This window comes from Rhodococcus sp. AQ5-07 (genome assembly GCF_009707305.1).
GTDB lineage: Bacteria > Actinomycetota > Actinomycetes > Mycobacteriales > Mycobacteriaceae > Rhodococcus_F > Rhodococcus_F erythropolis.
The window spans coordinates 679,321-696,103 of record NZ_CP046099.1; the positions used below are offsets into that span (position 1 = coordinate 679,321).

The 16,783-nt window shown below is 62.8% G+C and carries 15 protein-coding genes; 9 read left to right on the forward strand and 6 right to left on the reverse strand.

What is annotated here, in order from left to right:
* The first annotated feature begins 10 nt into the window (after positions 1 to 10).
* From GJB56_RS03180 to GJB56_RS03190, 3 genes are read left to right on the forward strand one after another with little or no spacing between them, the layout of a single operon-like run.
* Positions 11 to 1,171, forward strand: coding sequence for a M20 family metallopeptidase (locus GJB56_RS03180; RefSeq protein ID WP_020969164.1), 1,161 nt, complete (start codon positions 11 to 13; stop codon positions 1,169 to 1,171).
* Entirely contained in the window at positions 1,168 to 2,316 is a 1,149-nt protein-coding gene (locus GJB56_RS03185; RefSeq protein ID WP_003940741.1) for a M20 family metallopeptidase, read from the forward strand. Before GJB56_RS03180 ends, GJB56_RS03185 begins: the two co-directional genes overlap by 4 nt.
* Before the next feature lie 55 nt (positions 2,317 to 2,371).
* Complete coding sequence (locus tag GJB56_RS03190; protein ID WP_195849579.1) at positions 2,372 to 3,448, forward strand: hypothetical protein; 1,077 nt, start codon at positions 2,372 to 2,374, stop codon at positions 3,446 to 3,448.
* Between the two features lie 13 nt (positions 3,449 to 3,461).
* Here the strand turns inward: GJB56_RS03190 and GJB56_RS03195 are convergent, their stop codons facing one another.
* Positions 3,462 to 3,932 carry a gamma-glutamylcyclotransferase gene (locus tag GJB56_RS03195; RefSeq protein ID WP_003940753.1) on the reverse strand — a complete coding sequence of 157 codons (471 nt, stop codon included), beginning with the start codon at positions 3,930 to 3,932 and terminating at the stop codon, positions 3,462 to 3,464.
* Between the two features lie 154 nt (positions 3,933 to 4,086).
* Between GJB56_RS03195 and GJB56_RS03200 the strand changes: the two genes are divergently transcribed.
* Positions 4,087 to 5,490: an NAD(P)H-quinone dehydrogenase gene (locus GJB56_RS03200; RefSeq protein WP_020969166.1), complete on the forward strand. Its 1,404-nt coding sequence runs from the start codon at positions 4,087 to 4,089 to the stop codon at positions 5,488 to 5,490.
* 180 nt (positions 5,491 to 5,670) lie between these two features.
* The gene (locus GJB56_RS03205; protein ID WP_019747706.1) at positions 5,671 to 6,852 is read left to right on the forward strand and encodes an aminotransferase-like domain-containing protein; all 1,182 of its coding nucleotides are present in this window, start codon (positions 5,671 to 5,673) and stop codon (positions 6,850 to 6,852) included.
* Here GJB56_RS03205 and GJB56_RS03210 read toward each other — a convergent pair.
* On the reverse strand, positions 6,833 to 7,618 hold the full coding sequence (locus GJB56_RS03210) for a CoA-transferase subunit beta (RefSeq protein WP_113683029.1): 786 nt from the start codon (positions 7,616 to 7,618) through the stop codon (positions 6,833 to 6,835). The genes GJB56_RS03205 and GJB56_RS03210 overlap by 20 nt on opposite strands.
* A complete protein-coding gene (locus GJB56_RS03215; protein WP_020907046.1) occupies positions 7,615 to 8,529 on the reverse strand; it encodes a CoA transferase subunit A in 915 nt (304 codons plus the stop codon). The genes GJB56_RS03210 and GJB56_RS03215 overlap by 4 nt, the downstream gene beginning before the upstream one ends.
* A gap of 84 nt (positions 8,530 to 8,613) precedes the next feature.
* On the opposite strand from GJB56_RS03215, the gene GJB56_RS03220 reads away from it, so the two are divergent.
* Complete coding sequence (locus tag GJB56_RS03220; RefSeq protein WP_020907047.1) at positions 8,614 to 9,510, forward strand: LysR substrate-binding domain-containing protein; 897 nt, start codon at positions 8,614 to 8,616, stop codon at positions 9,508 to 9,510.
* Here the strand turns inward: GJB56_RS03220 and GJB56_RS03225 are convergent.
* Positions 9,507 to 10,922: an MFS transporter gene (locus tag GJB56_RS03225; protein ID WP_080909723.1), complete on the reverse strand. Its 1,416-nt coding sequence runs from the start codon at positions 10,920 to 10,922 to the stop codon at positions 9,507 to 9,509. The genes GJB56_RS03220 and GJB56_RS03225 overlap by 4 nt on opposite strands.
* A gap of 171 nt (positions 10,923 to 11,093) precedes the next feature.
* On the reverse strand, positions 11,094 to 12,584 hold the full coding sequence (gene glpK / locus GJB56_RS03230) for a glycerol kinase GlpK (protein ID WP_113683028.1): 1,491 nt from the start codon (positions 12,582 to 12,584) through the stop codon (positions 11,094 to 11,096).
* Positions 12,585 to 12,692: 108 nt separating this feature from the next.
* Between glpK and GJB56_RS03235 the strand changes: the two genes are divergently transcribed.
* The 3 genes from GJB56_RS03235 to GJB56_RS03245 all read left to right on the forward strand — a co-directional run bounded on the left by GJB56_RS03235 (position 12,693) and on the right by GJB56_RS03245 (position 15,844).
* The gene (locus tag GJB56_RS03235; RefSeq protein WP_047890264.1) at positions 12,693 to 14,435 is read left to right on the forward strand and encodes a glycerol-3-phosphate dehydrogenase/oxidase; all 1,743 of its coding nucleotides are present in this window, start codon (positions 12,693 to 12,695) and stop codon (positions 14,433 to 14,435) included.
* Between the two features lie 99 nt (positions 14,436 to 14,534).
* Positions 14,535 to 15,077 carry a hypothetical protein gene (locus tag GJB56_RS03240; protein ID WP_041814839.1) on the forward strand — a complete coding sequence of 181 codons (543 nt, stop codon included), beginning with the start codon at positions 14,535 to 14,537 and terminating at the stop codon, positions 15,075 to 15,077.
* Positions 15,078 to 15,127: 50 nt separating this feature from the next.
* A complete protein-coding gene (locus tag GJB56_RS03245) occupies positions 15,128 to 15,844 on the forward strand; it encodes a GAF and ANTAR domain-containing protein (RefSeq protein ID WP_019747714.1) in 717 nt (238 codons plus the stop codon).
* Here GJB56_RS03245 and GJB56_RS03250 read toward each other — a convergent pair.
* A complete protein-coding gene (locus GJB56_RS03250; RefSeq protein ID WP_113683027.1) occupies positions 15,813 to 16,760 on the reverse strand; it encodes a LysR family transcriptional regulator in 948 nt (315 codons plus the stop codon). The two genes, GJB56_RS03245 and GJB56_RS03250, sit on opposite strands and share 32 nt — an antisense overlap.
* Positions 16,761 to 16,783: the final 23 nt, after the last annotated feature.

A 16,783-nucleotide genomic window follows, 5' to 3' on the forward strand; every position in this document is an offset into this window, starting at 1 on the left:
CAATGATCGCGTGAACCAGAATGTCGACAGCGCAGTCAGGTCCGTAGAGGCCGATCTGATTGCGCTGTCGCATTCGATTCACAGCGATCCGGAACTTGCCTTCGAGGAGTTCCGCAGCGCTGCCAAAGTGTCGGACCTGCTGGCGCAGCACGGTTTCGCGGTCACTCACGGGATCGTCGATCTGCCGACGGCATTCGATGCCACCTACGGCAGCGGAGAGTTGGTCATCGCGATCTGCGCCGAGTACGACGCGCTGCCCGAGATCGGTCATGCCTGTGGGCACAACATCATTGCCGCCGCCGCGGTCGGGGCCGGCATCGCGTTGGCTACCGTGGCCGACGAACTGGGGATCACCGTCCGAGTGATCGGTACTCCCGCGGAGGAAACCGGTGGCGGCAAAGTTCTGATGCTCGAGCGTGGTGCATTCGACGGCGTCGGCGCGGCCATGATGGTTCATCCAGGACCGATCGACATCATCGGTGCCACCTCGCTGGCCCTGGCGGACATCGCCGTCAGCTATCACGGTCGCGAAGCGCACGCCTCTGCTGCGCCGGAATTCGGTCGTAATGCCGCCGATGCCGCGACGCTCGCGCAGGTGGCGGTCGGACTGTTGCGCCAGCACCTCCAGCCAGGGCAACAGATTCACGGCATCGTCAGTGATGGCGGCACTGCTCCCAACATCGTTCCGGCTCGGTCAGAACTGCTGTACTACCTGCGTGCCGAGACGGCCGCGTCGTTGGCCAATCTGTCCGAGCGTGCCGACGCCTGCTTCGCCTCGGGCGCACTCGGCACCGGATGCACCCACGAAATCCGCACGGTATCGCCCACTTACACCGAGTTGACCCCCGATCCGTGGCTGGCGGCGGCGTACCGTGAACAGATCGTCGACCTCGGGCGGGTGCCACTGGCAGCGGAATGGGAGCGCTCCCGTCCACTGGGTAGTACGGATATGGGTAATGTGACCAATGTGATTCCGGGAATTCACCCGGTCATAGGCTTGGATTCATCGGGGGCAGTGACACATCAGCCGGAGTTCGCGGCCGCGTGTATCACCACCTCCGCAGATCGAGCGGTAGTCGACGGTGCAATTGCGTTGGCCCGCACTGCTGTCCGGGTAGCGTCCGATCCAGAACAACGCACCCGTCTGTTGGAAGGGGTAGATCGCCGGTGAACGCGGCAATCGACACGTGGATTCACGCGCACACCGACGACCTCGTCGCGTGGCGTCGACACATCCATGCCAACCCGGAGTTGGCTCGCCGCGAATACGCGACCACCGAATTCGTCGCGACCCGCCTCACCGCCGCTGGGCTGTCGCCGAAGATCCTTCCCGGTGGCACCGGGCTCACGTGCGACATCGGACCTGAGGGGCCGCGAATCGCACTTCGCGCCGACATGGACGCTTTGCCGATGCAGGAGGCGACCGGGGCGACGTACTCGTCCACGGTCCCCGGTGTGTCTCATGCATGCGGGCACGACGCCCACACCACCATCCTGCTCGGCGCCGGATTGGCTCTGGCCACGCTGCCCGAACTTCCCGTCGGGGTTCGGCTGATCTTCCAGCCCGCCGAGGAAGTCATGCCTGGTGGTGCACTCGACGTCATCGCTGCCGGCGCGCTCGATGGTGTGTCCAGAATCTTTGCTCTGCACTGCGATCCGCGACTCGAGGCAGGCCAGGTCGGAATGCGTCTGGGCGCGATCACCTCTGCTGCAGACACGATCGAGGTCGTTCTCGACTCTCCGGGTGGGCACACGTCGAGGCCGCACCTGACCACGGACCTCATCTACGCACTCGGCACAGTCGTGACCGGGCTGCCGGGAATGCTCAGCCGTCGTATCGATCCGCGTACCGGCACCGTGATGGTGTGGGGTGCGGTCAGTGCAGGTCAGGCGCCCAACGCGATTCCGCAGACCGGCATGATGACGGGCACGGTACGTACCGGCGATCACGACACGTGGGAGTTGCTCGAACCGCTCGTGGAAGAAATCGTCCACGGACTGCTCGCGCCCACCGGAGTTCGCTACCAACTCAACTATCGTCGCGGAGTGCCACCGGTCGTCAACGACGAGGTGTCCACTCGGATGTTCGAGGACGCCATCGCGACCGTCGGACAAGATGCTTTGGCGGACACCCCGCAATCCGGTGGTGGCGAAGACTTTTCGTGGTACCTCGAAACCGTGCCGGGTGCCATGGCGCGGCTCGGCGTGTGGTCGGGTGAAGGCGATCAGCTCGACATCCACCAACCCACTTTCGATCTCGACGAGCGTGCACTCGGCGTCGGTGTGAAGGTTCTGACGAGCCTGGTTCTGGGATAGTTCCGGTTCCCGTCGGGGGTACCGTTTTTCGTGTCGTTCGAGTGAAGGTACGGGCATGTCCATAGGTGTGGGAGTGCGAATCGGCACATTGGTGTCGACGGCTGTAGTTGCGTCCAACGATCCGGGTTCGGCCGATCCGGTGGTGTTGGTCAGGGACACGATTTTCAATCAACGCAAGGACGGAACGACCGTGCTCGGCGGTACCGAGCAATTGGGTGCCGGCCGTGAATTCTCGGAATCATGGTCAGGTTTTGTCGGCCGTGTGGGGGACCCGAGTGGCGTCTCCGGAACGGCCGATACCCGTTACCGCGCCGAGGATTTGGTGGCGACGTCGATTCGCTGCCTATTGCAGGAATGCGAGCCGCTGCCCGATCGTGGTGGTCGAAGTGGGGGAGCGCCCGACATCGTCGCGACCTACCCGTCGCGCTGGGACTCGTCCACAGCGGCCCTCATGCAGGATTCACTGGTCTATGCAGGCCTCGAGCGGGTCACTCTCGTCTCGGACGCCGAGGCGGTCTCGGCGTGGTTCGAGTCGGAAATCGCGGCACTCGCCGGCACGCTCATCGGCATCTATCACGTCGACGACACCGGGGCAGCGGTCACGCTGGTGCGTTCGGGCGTCGCCGCCGGCCGCGCATTCGGCTTCGCCGGCGACGGGAGTTCACCGAGTTCACGCCTCGCGACGGCACTGGGTGCGTTCGGTTGGATGCCGGAGAACCTGGACGCCGTAGTCGTCACCGGTGACGGAGAACCGGCGACAGACAAAGCAGCCATGATGTCCATAGCGGCCGGAATCGCCGAAAAGCTCGGTGTCAGATGTGAACTCGGGCCCGGACCGGAGCAGTCGGCCGCGCTGGGAGCCGCAATTCTGGCTGCCGGTTTCACCTCGACGTCGCACACGATCGTTCCGATCGGTTTGCCGCCTTCACACGACGTGACGGAGGTGTTCGACACTCTCGGACGTGAGAAGGTGGCGGCTGAAACTGCAACCGGGGTGGCAACAGTCGAGCCGGAAACTGCAGTTGTCGCAGGCGAATCGGAGTCACGCGGTTCCAAGCGTGTGCTCATCGGCCTGACGATTGTGGTGGTACTCGCAGCACTGGCAGTGCTCGCGTATTTCCTGCTGCTTTGAGCAGGACAGCTATCTAATCGGTAACACCGTTACCCGGACCCACGTTGCGGCTGTTTCTCGTCCGCAACTCTCGCACGTACTCGGCCGGCGCTCCGGCAATCTCGGCGGCGTCGGCCATCACGCCGATGTAGCGGGCCGACGGCAGTCCGCCTTCGTACGCATCCATGACGTAGAGCCAAGCGAGCACCGCATCGCCTGCGGTGTCGACCCGCACGCGGATCTTGCGGTGCAGACCGAGTTCGGCACCTTCCCAGCGGTCCAGACTCACTTCGTCCTCTTCCGGGACGTCGTAGAGGACCACGAAAACACTGGAATCGGGGTCTTCGACCACGGTGGCGAGAGCCCCCTCCCAGCCGAGGTCCTCGCCGCTGAAGGTCAGGCGCCAGCCTCGCAGCCACCCTGTCCCGGACATGGGCGAGTGTGGGCAGCGCAACAACATCTGCTCGGGATGCATGTTGGAACCGTAGGCGGCATAAATCGACACGGGCGCAAGCCTAAACCGTGGTCCGAGGGTGTGGCGAAGCGGACCACCGGACGCAAGTAATCTGGTACAAGCACTGCGCGACACGTGGTGCTCGAATAGCGTGACACTGGTCGACGGGAGACCCCTGCCGGCCACGCGAGGACTTGGAGGACACATGACCCGGATCGTGATCATCGGTGGCGGACCCGCCGGCTACGAGGCGGCACTGGTAGCCGCGCAGCACGGGGCTACGGTCACCCTGGTCGATTCGGACGGCGTCGGCGGCGCGTGTGTGCTGTTCGACTGTGTCCCGTCGAAGACGTTCATCGCGTCCACCGGAATCCGCACCGACATGCGTCGTGCATCCGACCTCGGCATCACTCTGGATCCGGAGCAGGCTTCGGTGTCACTGCCGAAGATCCACTCCCGAGTCAAGAGTCTCGCGTTGTCCCAGTCCTCGGACATTCGCGCACGGTTGCAGACGGTTGGCGTCGAGGTTCTCTCCGGCACCGCCGAACTGACCGATCCGCTCCTCGGTATGGCAGCACACCAGGTTCGCGCGACGCTCGGAAGCGGCGAGCAGAAGACCATCGACGCAGACGTCGTGTTGATCGCCACCGGCGCCAGCCCCCGCATCATCCCGGGAGCCGAGCCCGACGGTGAGCGAATCATGACGTGGCGTCAGCTCTACGACTTGGACGAGCTGCCCGAGCACCTGGTCGTGGTCGGTTCCGGTGTCACCGGTGCCGAGTTCGTCTCCGCCTACACCGAGATGGGCGTCAAGGTCACACTCGTGTCCAGTCGTGACCGTGTTCTGCCCGGCGAGGATGCCGATGCGGCGCTCGTGCTCGAGGACGCCCTCGCCGAGCGCGGTGTCACCCTCGTCAAGCACGCCCGCGCAGACGCCGTCGAGCGCACCGAGAAGGGCATCATCGTCAAGCTCTCCGACGGCCGCACGGTCGAAGGAAGTCACGCTTTGATGACCGTCGGTTCCGTCCCCAACACCAACGGTCTCGGCCTGGAGCGGGTCGGCATCGAGTTGGACAAGGGTGGATACCTGCGTGTCGACCGGGTCTCGCGCACCACGGTTTCCGGTATCTACGCCGCCGGTGACTGCACCGGACTGCTCCCGCTCGCGTCGGTGGCTGCGATGCAGGGACGTATCGCGATGTACCACGCACTCGGTGAAGGCGTCAGCCCGATCAAGTTGAAGACCGTCGCATCGGCCGTCTTCACGCGCCCCGAAATTGCAACGGTGGGTGTTTCGCAGGCCGCGATCGACAACGGAGAGGTGCCTGCTCGCACCGTCATGTTGCCGCTCAACACCAACCCGCGCGCCAAGATGTCCGGTTTGCGCCGCGGCTTCGTGAAAATCTTCTGCCGCCCGGCTACCGGCGTGGTCATCGGCGGTGTTGTGGTCGCGCCCACCGCTTCGGAACTCATCCTGCCGATCGCGATCGCCGTGCAGAACAACCTGACGGTCAACGACCTGGCTCAGACGTTCTCGGTGTACCCGTCGCTGACCGGATCGATCACCGAGGCAGCTCGTCAGCTCATGCGTCACGACGACCTGGACTGAGAACGGACCAGAGTCTTCTTACAATGTGAGAAGTCTGTTTCACATACTGAAGTATTGGTGAGATAGTCGAGATACCGACCGAATCAAGGGTCGGTATCTCGGCGCTCTCCCGCCCCGTTGACCCAGGACGGCTCAGGGTGTTTTCCTCTGACCTTCATTCTGCGTGCCTGGGAGCTTCACATGACACACGCCGCGCTGTCCGCTCGTATGGACGGACTCCGTAGTTCTGCAATTCGCGATCTGCTCACCTTGACTGCCCGACCCGACGTCATCAGTTTGGCCGGCGGACTACCCGATCCTGATTTCATTCCGCGGGAACGAATCTCGAAGGCAGCCCACGACGCACTCGGCGACCCCTCGTCCGTTCAATACGGCGAGACGTCAGGCCTGCGGCGCCTCCGTGAGGTGATCGCCGAGCGCGAATCCTCCAAGATCGGGCGGGCACTCGACGTGTCCGAAGTTGTGATCACACACGGTTCTCAGCAAGGTCTGAGCCTGCTCGCGCAGGTCCTCCTCGACGCCGGTGACGTTGTGGTCGTGGAGGAACCGGCATATACCGGTGCGCTGCAGGTCTTTCGGACGGCGCAGGCTCGTCTCGTTCCCGTCCAGTTGGACGAGGACGGAATGGACACCGACGCGCTCGAGGCGAAACTCGCCGCCGGTCTTCGGCCCAAAGTTGTGCACACCGTGAGCAATTTCCACAACCCGCGGGGCGCGGTGCTTTCGGCGCAGCGGCGAGCGCACTTGGCGGCGCTGGCGGACCGATACGGGTTCTGGGTTCTCGAGGACGACCCGTACGGCGAACTGTACTTCGGCGAGAAACCGCCCGCACCGCTGGCGGCGTTGTCGGACAGGGTGATTCGGCTGTCCAGTGCTTCCAAAGTGTTGGCACCGGCGCTGCGCGTCGGCTGGCTGCACGGCGACCGAAAGGTCTGCGAGGCGGTCGAACTGATCAAGCAAGGCGCTGACCTGTGCGGGTCTTCGCTCACCCAGCAGATCGCCGCAGACCTCTTCTCCGACGTCGAATGGTTCGAAACGCACCTCGACAAGCTCCGGGAGGGTTACGGCGCCAGAGCGAAGGCGTTGGTCACGGCCGCCGAGACGGAATTGAGTGGGCGTGCACGCTTTTCCGAGGTCCGCGGCGGGATGTTCTGTTGGATGGATTTCGTCGACGACGTCGACACCACCGAACTCCTGGGTGCCGCGCTCGAGCACGGCGTGGCATTTGTCCCAGGTTCGGCCTTCGCGGTCGAAGCTGACCTCGGTCGAAGCGCTCGACTTTGTTTCGCGACGTATCCCGAAGCCGTGCTGGTCGATGCCGTCGGCAGGCTCCGGAAGAGTGTTACCGCAGGTACAGCCTGACCTTGTCGATAGTGTTGCGGAGCAGATCGATCTCCGTGCTCGATGGTGGGGTGGTGATGGTGACGTGCTCGGCGACGGCGAGGTCCCATCCCGTCGACTCTCGGACTTGATCGACCGAGATTCCCTCGTGGACGCTGGTCAACTCCAATTCGCCGCCGGGGCCCTGGCGTGTCAGGACGCCGAGGTTGGTGAATACCTTGGTCACTCCTGCACCTGCCGGCATGATGCCCTTACCGCTGGCGTGGGCGCGGGCGGGGCTGGGTGAGGTGCAGAAGTCGAGCTCGGCCGGAAAGGAACTGAGATCGTGGCGACGCATCACGACGAAGATCTCGGCGGCGTTCGCGATGATCTCGACGGCCCCGCCCGCTCCGGGCAGTCTGACCGTCGGGTTCTTCCAGTCACCGATGAAACTTGTGTTCAGACTGCCCGTTCGATCGATTTGAGCGGCCCCGAGAAATCCGACGTCGACGTTGCCACCTTGCAGGACGTAACCGAAGAGCGCGGCCATGCTCAGCACGGATTCGGCACCGGAGACAACCACGGAGTCCGCGATACCCTCGGCCATTGCCGACGGATGTGCACCGCACACTCCGGATTCGTAGATCAGCTCGACGTCCGGATTCGACGTGTGCCGCGCGAGATCGACTGCGAGCGTGGGTAGCCCAACTCCGGCGAAGACCCGGCGCTTACCCGCCAATTCGCGTGCCGCGACGGCGACGATCGTTTCGGTGGATGTGGTGTTACCGGTCCCGATCGTGGTGGTCATAGTCTGCTCCCGTAGTCGACTGGTGTGGAGAGTTTTGGTCCGACCTCGAGATCCGACCAGTAGTCGGCTCCGAGTTTGGCGAGATACTCGCCGTGACTGTCGAGTGCGTACACCCATTCGTCGAGCCAATTTCTCAGCCGTGAAGGGTCTTTGGAGATTTCGGTCCAGCGTCGGTAGAAGCCGCAATCGCGGTCGTAGTATCCCTGCGCGTACGACGGGTGTGCGCCGCGCGGGCAGACGACAACCGCGTCGACTGCATGCGAGGGAATCAGAGTTCGGCTCGGGTCTGACCTGATGACCTCGTCGTCGACCAGTTCTTCGACAACGACGATTGCCTTCTTCGCGGCGTACACGGCCTCTTGCTGCACCCCGGCGATGCCCCAGATCTGCGCGTTCCCGGACGTGTCCGCTCGCTGTGCGCCGATGATCGTGACATCCGGATTCAATGGCGGCACAACGTAGACGCTCCCGCCGCCGTACGGGTCCTCGACGAGTCTCAGTTGTGGGTTGAGTGCGGGTAGATCACTACCGGCGTACGACCGTAGCGGGAAGAAGGGAAGCCTGGCGGCTCCCGCCTGATACCGGCACACCATGCCGTAATGGCTGTATTCCTCGACTTCGAGGGGGAGCGGGTCCTGGTTCTCGATGCGTCTGCGTAACTCGTACAGAGAACCTGCGGAGCCGCTGGCGAAGAACGAAGCGACCAGCTTTCGGACGCAGCCGGCGGCGACGAGTTGATCGGAAACGATGTCCGGCGTCATCCGGCACAGCGTGAGGTCCTTCCTGCCCTGCCGGATGATCTCGTGTGCCGCGGCAAATGGAATGAGATGCGAAAAGCCCTCCAACGCAACAGTCATTCCGTCGCCGACGTATCGACCGATGGCCTCTTTCATCGAGAGCGTCTTGTCCACGTGTGTACCTCTTCTTACGTTCTCGCGCACTTGGTCGGTTTCGGAAACTTGACATGGTCGGCCGGTGTGGCGCAACAATGTCGGGTGGAAATTCATCAGATCAACGCATTTCTCGCGGTGGCTGAGGAGCTACATTTCGGCCGTGCGGCTCAGCGCCTTCGGATTGCGCAACCGCCGCTGAGTCGAACGATCAGGCAATTCGAGAAACAGCTCGGTTCGCCGTTGTTCGATCGAAGTACTCGAACTGTGCGGTTGACTGCTGCCGGTGAAGCACTGCTGCTTCCGGCGCGCGAAATTCTGGACGCGTGCCGGATGGCCGAGATCGCGGTATCCGCGGCAGGCCAGGGAACGACAGGTCGCGTTCGCCTGGGCTTCGCGGGAACCTCGTCGCACCTACTCGTCGGGCGGTGGGCGAAATTGGTGAGAAAGACGAATCCCGGTATCGAATTCGTGCTCGACAGTTCCGCTTTCGCGAACGAGGCGTTGTTGATGTTGCTCGATCGACGCCTCGACATCGGGATGGTCCGGTGGACCGTCCCGCCGCTCGGGATCACGTCGAGATTGATCGCCGAGGAGAACTTTCTGGTTGCCATGTCGAAAGACCACCCGTTGGCGTCGAGGGAATCGGTTCGGTTGATCGAATTGGAGTCCGAGAATTGGGTGACGCTTCCGGCAGAGCCGGGTTCGATTCTGCGGGAGTCTCTGCTCACTGCGTCGAAGAACGCAGGGTTCCTGGCTCGAATCGTGCAGACGGCACCGGATTCGATGTCGTTGATCGCGCTGGTGTCCGCGGAAATCGGATGCTCGTTGACTATTTCGTCGGTGGCCCAAAGCATCGTGAACCCTGATGTTGTCTTTGTTCCCGTCATGGATCCACCTCCTCCCCTTCAACTGCGTATCGCCTGGCGAGATGGAGACGACAGACCTGCGCTTCTCGAAGTGTTGAAATTGTCCGAGCAGGCGCTGCCGTCCCTGGCTTAGACGGTTGCCCGACCGGTAGGAATTTCACCCGCTTCGGACGTCGGCGAGTTTGCAGTATCGGCAAGAGCGTTCTCGAGTTCGAGCTCGTCGTAATCCGCTTGCTCGGCCGTCGAGAGTTCGCTTGCGTTGTAGCCGGTACGTCGGAGCAGGAGAAGGGTGCAGATCAGCGAGACAAGTGCGTACAGTCCGGACACGATCGCGACCCCGACGATGTTGCCTGACGTGTTGAGCATCCACTGCGCCAGTACCGGAGTTCCGCCGCCGACGACAAGGGAACACAGTTGATACGCCGTCGACAGACCCGTGTAACGGATGTTCGCAGGGAAGGCGCGAGCGAGAACGCCGGCGATGGCGCCGTAGAACATCGAGTGCGGGATCGTAGCGAGACACATCGCAACGACTGCGATGGTGAAGTTCCCGGTTCTGATGGCAAAGAACATCGCGGGCATGAGAACGAACTCCGGTATCACCATCAGGCACATGGCCTTCCGCATGTCTATCTTGGAAACCAGAACGGCCCCGAACGGTTGGACGATGAACTGCACGACAAGTGCGATCGCGATAGCGGCGAGGAATGTGCCGCGGTCGTATCCGAGTTCTTTTGTAGCCCAGGACAATGCGAAGGTGTTCTTGAAATAGGTGACCTGGGCGAGGGGGAGTGCGCCGGCGCCGAGGAGAACCAGCACCCAATGCTTGCGCAATACTTCGGCGAGCGGAAGTTTGACGACCTTCTTGCGGGCGAGAACGGCCTTCATCTCGTCGGACTCTTCGAGTTTCAGGCGAATGATCATGCCGAGGATGACCAGGCCTGCCGAAACGAGAAAAGGGATTCGCCAGCCGTAGAGAAGGAATGACGGCGTCGGCATCGAGGACAGCAGGAAGAATGCGATGGTTGCCAACAGATTTCCCGCGGGGGAGCCCTGCTGAGCGAACGCGGAGTAGAGGATGCTCTTGCCCTTCGGTGCGTTCTCGCTGGCGATGAGTACCGCGCCACCCCACTCACCACCGACCGCAATTCCTTGGATCACGCGAAGGGTGACCAGACCGATCGGGGCCCACATGCCGACCTGCGCGTAGGTGGGGAGGAGTCCGATCCCGACAGTGGCGACGCCCATCATCATCAAGGTGATGACCAGAGTGTTCTTGCGCCCGATCCGGTCTCCGAGATGGCCGAAGATGATCCCGCCGATCGGCCTGGCGAGGAACCCTGCCCACAGGGTGATGAAGGCGAGGAGCGTGCCGACTCCGTTCGGCAGCGTGTCGGAGAAGAAGATCTCGCCGAATACCAGGGCAGCCGCGGTGCCGTAGATATAGAAGTCGTACCACTCGATGGTGGTTCCGATGAATGAAGCGATACCGGCTCTTCGTGCCTTGGCGTTGATCTCCTCGGAACTGCGAGTGGGTGAACTCATGCGTGGCGACCTTTCTCTGCAACATTCGCGGCGCCGAAACGTGGCGCGCCTGAATGAGATTCGCAGAGTGGTGTAGGTCACGTCCAATACCAACTTGGTCGCCTATTGATACCTCAGGAGTATCAATAGGCGACCATGATCAGCTCTTCCGGTATGGAAGGATCGGGGTGATTACTCGGACCAGTTGTACGTCCGCTCGACGGCCTTGTTCCACTCCGCGTACAGCCGTGACCTTTCGGACTCGTCCATCGCCGGTTCCCAGGTTTGGCCGACGGCCCAGTTGTTGCGGATGTCTTCGGTGTCGGCCCAGTAACCGATGGCGAGGCCCGCTGCATACGCAGCGCCGAGTGCTGTCGTTTCGTTGACCACCGGGCGGATGACGGGAACTCCGAGGATGTCCGACTGGAACTGCATCAGGGTTTCGTTGACCACCATGCCGCCGTCGACCTTCAGCGCGGACAGTTCGACTCCCGAATCCGCACGCATGGCGTCGATGACCTCACGGGTTTGGTATGCCGTCGCCTCGAGGGCCGCGCGAGCCAGGTGTCCCTTGTTGACGAACCGCGTCAGGCCGACGATCACGCCGCGTGCATCCGGTCGCCACCGGGGTGCGAACAGTCCGGAGAACGCGGGTACGAAGTAGGCGCCGCCGTTGTCGTCGACACTCGCGGCGAGCGGCTCGATGTCCTTGGCGTTCTGAATGATTCCGAGATTGTCCCGAAGCCACTGGACCAAGGAGCCGGTCACCGCGACGGAACCTTCGAGTGCGTAGACGGCAGGGGCTTCGCCGAGTTTGTAGCAGACGGTCGTCAGCAGTCCGTGCTTGCTGTGCACCGGCTTCGTTCCGGTGTTGAGAAGCATGAAATTGCCGGTGCCGTAGGTGTTCTTGGCTTCACCCTCGGAGAGGCAGGCCTGGCCGAATGTGGCTGCCTGCTGGTCACCGAGGATTCCGGCGACCGGCACATCGGCGAGATTGCCGCGAGGACGGCCGGTGCCGTAGACCTCGGACGAACTACGGATTTCAGGGAGCATCGACATCGGGATTCCGAAGTCCGCGCAGATCGATTCGTCCCACTGAAGGGTCTCGAGATCCATCAGCATCGTGCGTGACGCATTGGTGACATCTGTCACGTGAACACCGTCGGTCAGGTTCCATACGATCCACGTGTCGACGGTGCCGAAGCACAATTCTCCGGCCTCCGCTTTGGCTCTCGCGCCGTCCACGTTGTCGAGAATCCACCGGATCTTCGGCCCGGCGAAGTAGGTCGAGAGCGGCAGCCCGGTCTTGTCTCGGTACTTGTCCGGACCCTCGTCGCCGCCCAGTTCGACACACAGTTGATCCGTGCGCGTGTCCTGCCACACGATCGCGTTGTAGATCGGCTTGCCCGTCGAACGCTCCCAAACGACGGTCGTCTCACGCTGATTCGTGATTCCGACGGCCGCGATGTCGGCCCGCGTGAGGTCGACCTTCGCGAGAGCGCCGGCCACCACCTCCCGGGTGTTGATCCACAGCGCAACCGGGTCGTGCTCGACCCAACCGGCACGCGGGAAAATCTGCTCGTGTTCTTTCTGCGCAACGCTCACCACGGCGCCGTCGTGATCGAAGATCATGCAGCGGCTCGACGTCGTGCCTTGGTCGATGGCGGCGATGTATTGATTCACTGTGCTCCTATGTTCGGGCGCGTTCGCAGTTATCTGTGCGCTGTCGCAGTATGTGGATCAAGCTACTAGCCTGTAAACGGATTCGTCGTCGACTTACAGGAGACCGGGTTGAGTAAGCAGCAAGGTGCGCAGTTTCTCGGCCCGCAGCAGCGTGAAGCTGCTTGGGAACAGCTTCAGACCGAGCAATTCGACGTCGTCGTTGTCGGCGGCGGTGTTGTCGGTGTCGGAGCTGCGCTCGATGCGGCCACCCGCGGACTCAAGGTTGCGTTGGTCGAGGCCCGTGACTACGCATCCGGCACGTCCAGTCGCTCGTCGAAGATGTTCCACGGCGGTCTCCGCTATCTAGAGCAACTCGAATTCGGCCTCGTTCGTGAAGCATTGCGTGAGCGCGAACTCTCGCTGACCACGCTCGCTCCGCACCTGGTCAAGCCGCTGAAGTTCCTGTTCCCTCTGGCTCACCGAGTGTGGGAGCGCCCGTACATGGCGGCGGGAATCTTCCTCTACGACCGAATGGGCGGCGCAAAGTCGGTCCCCTCCCAGAAGCACTTGACGCGGGCGGGCGCGCTACGCATGTCGCCGAGCCTCAAGCGCAGTTCGCTGACCGGTGGCATCCAGTACTACGACACCGTCGTCGACGACGCTCGGCACACCATGACCGTCGCACGGACCGCTGCACACTACGGCGCGGTCGTCCGAACGTCGACGCAGGTCGTCGGCTTTCTGCGGGAAGCGGATCGGGTCTCGGGAGTTCGTGTTCGGGACTGCGAAGACGGCCGTACCGCCGAGGTCAAGGGTCACGTCGTCATCAATGCGACCGGTGTCTGGACGGACGAGATCCAAGCGCTCTCACGTCAGCGCGGACGGTTCCGGGTGCGAGCGTCGAAGGGCGTACACATCGTCGTCCCGCGCGATCGCATCGTCAGTGAAGCCGCCATCATCCTGCGTACCGAGAAGTCGGTGCTGTTCGTCATTCCGTGGGGCAGTCACTGGATCATCGGCACCACTGATACCGACTGGAACCTGGATCTCGCACATCCGGCGGCAACCAAAGCAGATATCGACTACATCCTCGGCCACGTGAACTCCGTCCTGGTCACGCCGTTGACGCACGCCGACATCGACGGTGTGTACGCCGGCCTGCGCCCGCTGCTTGCCGGTGAAAGCGACGAGACGTCGAAGCTCTCGCGCGAGCACGCCGTTGCCCGTGTGGCTCCAGGTCTGGTCGCCATCGCCGGCGGAAAGTACACGACGTATCGGGTCATGGCGGAAGACGCCGTCGACGTCGCAGCAGAAGACATTCCGGCGCGGGTTGCGTCGTCGATCACGGAGAAGGTACCGCTCGTCGGCGCCGACGGATACTTCGCGTTGATCAACCAGACCGTGCAACTGGGCGAGCAGTACGGCTTGCATCCGTATCGCGTCAAGCACCTGCTCGACCGCTACGGTTCGCTCATCACCGAGGTCCTCGAACTCGGCCGGCAGACACCGGAGTTGTTGCAGCCCATCACGGACGCGCCCGATTACCTTCAGGTCGAAGCTGTGTACGCCGCCGCGGCCGAGGGGGCACTGCACCTCGACGACATTCTGGCCCGCCGTACGCGTATCGCAATCGAATATCCGCATCGTGGTGTCAACTGCGCACAGCAGGTCGCCGGATTGGTTGCCCCGATTCTCGGTTGGGATGCCGCCACCGTCGAACGCGAAGTCGACACGTACCGAGCGCGTGTCGAAGCCGAAATCGAGTCTCAGACCCAGCCGGACGACGAGTCGGCGGACGCATTGCGCGCCGCAGCGCCGGAGTCGCGGGCCGAGATCCTCGAGCCCGTCGTCGTGGTGCCGGATCGGGTCTGAGTCGCCTGTCGTTTGTTCTCGGTCTGTCGCGGGTAGGCGGATGGCGAATCACCACCCGTGTCAGCACAGACCGGTCGAGCGTCACCCAGGAGGATCTCAATGTTCGGTAATCGGTCGCGATCTGCTGAGGAACACATAGCTACCGGCTATCTGGTCACTCACCTGTGCGGGGCGATGGTGGGGCTGCAACTCTCGCGGTCACTCTCGGACTCGTACGGCGCCTGGGCCGACGGTGAGCTGGATTCGTTGCCGGGCGAGCTCGAGTACGAGATCGAGCAGCTGCTGCAACTTATCGAGGACACCCAGGGCATATCCCTGCCGCGGTACTCCAAGATCGACGCGACGGTCAATCGGATCAGACGTCTCGTCCATGTCGACGCCATCTGGCGTAATCGCCTCGTGAAGTTGGCAACGCTCGAGATCATGCGGACCGCGCTGTGCGGCAAGAGTGCGATGTGGGAGGTCCTGCGAGACATTCCGGCAGGGGAGACCGAGGAGCAGTATCGCGAACTCAACGACCTGGTGTCCAAGCAGATCACCACGGTCACGGCGCTGCATCACCGCGCAGCTACGGAGGCTTTCCAGGGGACGGACGGGCGGGAATCGGCGAGCGGCGGCGACCCCATCAGGTCGAGTAAGTAAGGTTTGTACCGTTCGATGAAGAATTCGATGAACGGTAGACCCCGAGGTGTATGGAGATGGCTGAGCGCGACCAAGCACTGACAGAACCCAAGGCAGTGTTCGCGGCGTTGGCGGAGATCCTCTACTCCGCGGCAGACAGCGCCGAGGTGTACTCCGCGATCTGTTCGGCGGCTGTCGAGTTGATTCCCGGTTGCGACCACGCAAGTCTGATGCTGCGACGTGGAAACACCAACGTCACCGTAGCGGCGAGCGACGAGATCGCCGATTATGCAGACGATCTCGAGCGTGCCACCGGTGAGGGGCCGTGCATCGACGCCCTCGATACGGAGGCTCCGCAACTCGAGTCGGACCTTCGCACCCCGAATCAGTGGCCCGAGTTCGCTCGGAAAGTCGTGGCAGAGACACCCATTCGAGGGTCGATGGGGTTCCGGCTGATGGTAGATCGTCAGAAGTTCGGTGCCCTCAACCTCTTCTCGGACACTCCGGGGGCTTTCACCGAAACCGTTGCCGACCACGCGATCATGTTGGCGTCATTTGCATCCGTGGCCGTCACTGCGCTGACGCGAGGCGAGGATGCCGACTCGCTGCGACGTGGTCTGGCAAGCAGCCGCGAAATCGGTCAGGCCGTCGGTCTGCTGATGGCACTGCATCGTGTGTCCGACGACGAGGCCTTCGACATTCTGGTGCGAACCTCACAAAACATGAACGTCAAGATCGCCGAATTGGCGCGCAAGGTCATCGTCCAGCATCGTTCGACTCTGGACTGAGCGCTTCGTTCGTCCCGGGAGAACCGAGGAGTTGAGATCGCTTGCGATCCACCGTCTCTCGAAGAGCTGTCACCACCGCTGCGACCTCCGGGCGTCGCAAGGATTCCGAACGGGCCACCAACCAATAGGAAAGTCTCACCTCGATGTGAGCCGGTAGAACGCGAATCAAATCGTCGTGCTGCTCGGCCATGAAACAGGGGAGAAGGCCGATGCCGGCACCCGCGCGCGTTGCCTCGATGTGGACGAACACGTTGGTGGACGTGACGGCCTCGCGCATGGAAACCGTGAGCTTGCGAGCCAGATCGAGTTCGTCGACCTGCAGCATCGAGTCGATGAAATACACGAGCGAGTGTTCGGCCAGATCTTCGGCATTTTCGGGAACAGCATTCTGACGTAGATACTCTCGGGAGGCGTACAAACCCAGCGCGTAGTCGGCCAGATGGACTGCTTCGGCGCGGTGAACCTGAGGCTTGCCGACCACAACCTCGATGTCGAGGCCCGAGCGTATCTGCGACGCCTTTCTGGTTGCGACAACAATCTCGACGCTGACGCGGGGATGGCGTCTGCGAACCGCGGCGCCGGCGGGCGCCGCGATGTATGCGCTGAATCCGTCGGTCGCCGAGACTCGCACGACGCCGTCGAGTTGCTGCTGACCGGTGGAGTCGAGCGCCAGTTCGTTCACCGCAGCCTCGATGCGCTCGGCCGCACTGAGGGCTTGTCTGCCCAGGTCGGTCAGCTCCCAGCCGCCGGACGAGCGAACCAGGACACGGCCGCCGAGACACTTCTCGAGCGAGGAAATGCGGCGCGAGATGGTGGTGTGATTGAGGCCGAGGTCGTCGGCGGCGGTGTTGAAGCGACCGGTGCGACCGACCGCGAGAAGCACCAGTAGGTCGTCCGGGCTCGGTCCGAGAGTCATATCTGCATTTTTGCACCTATATG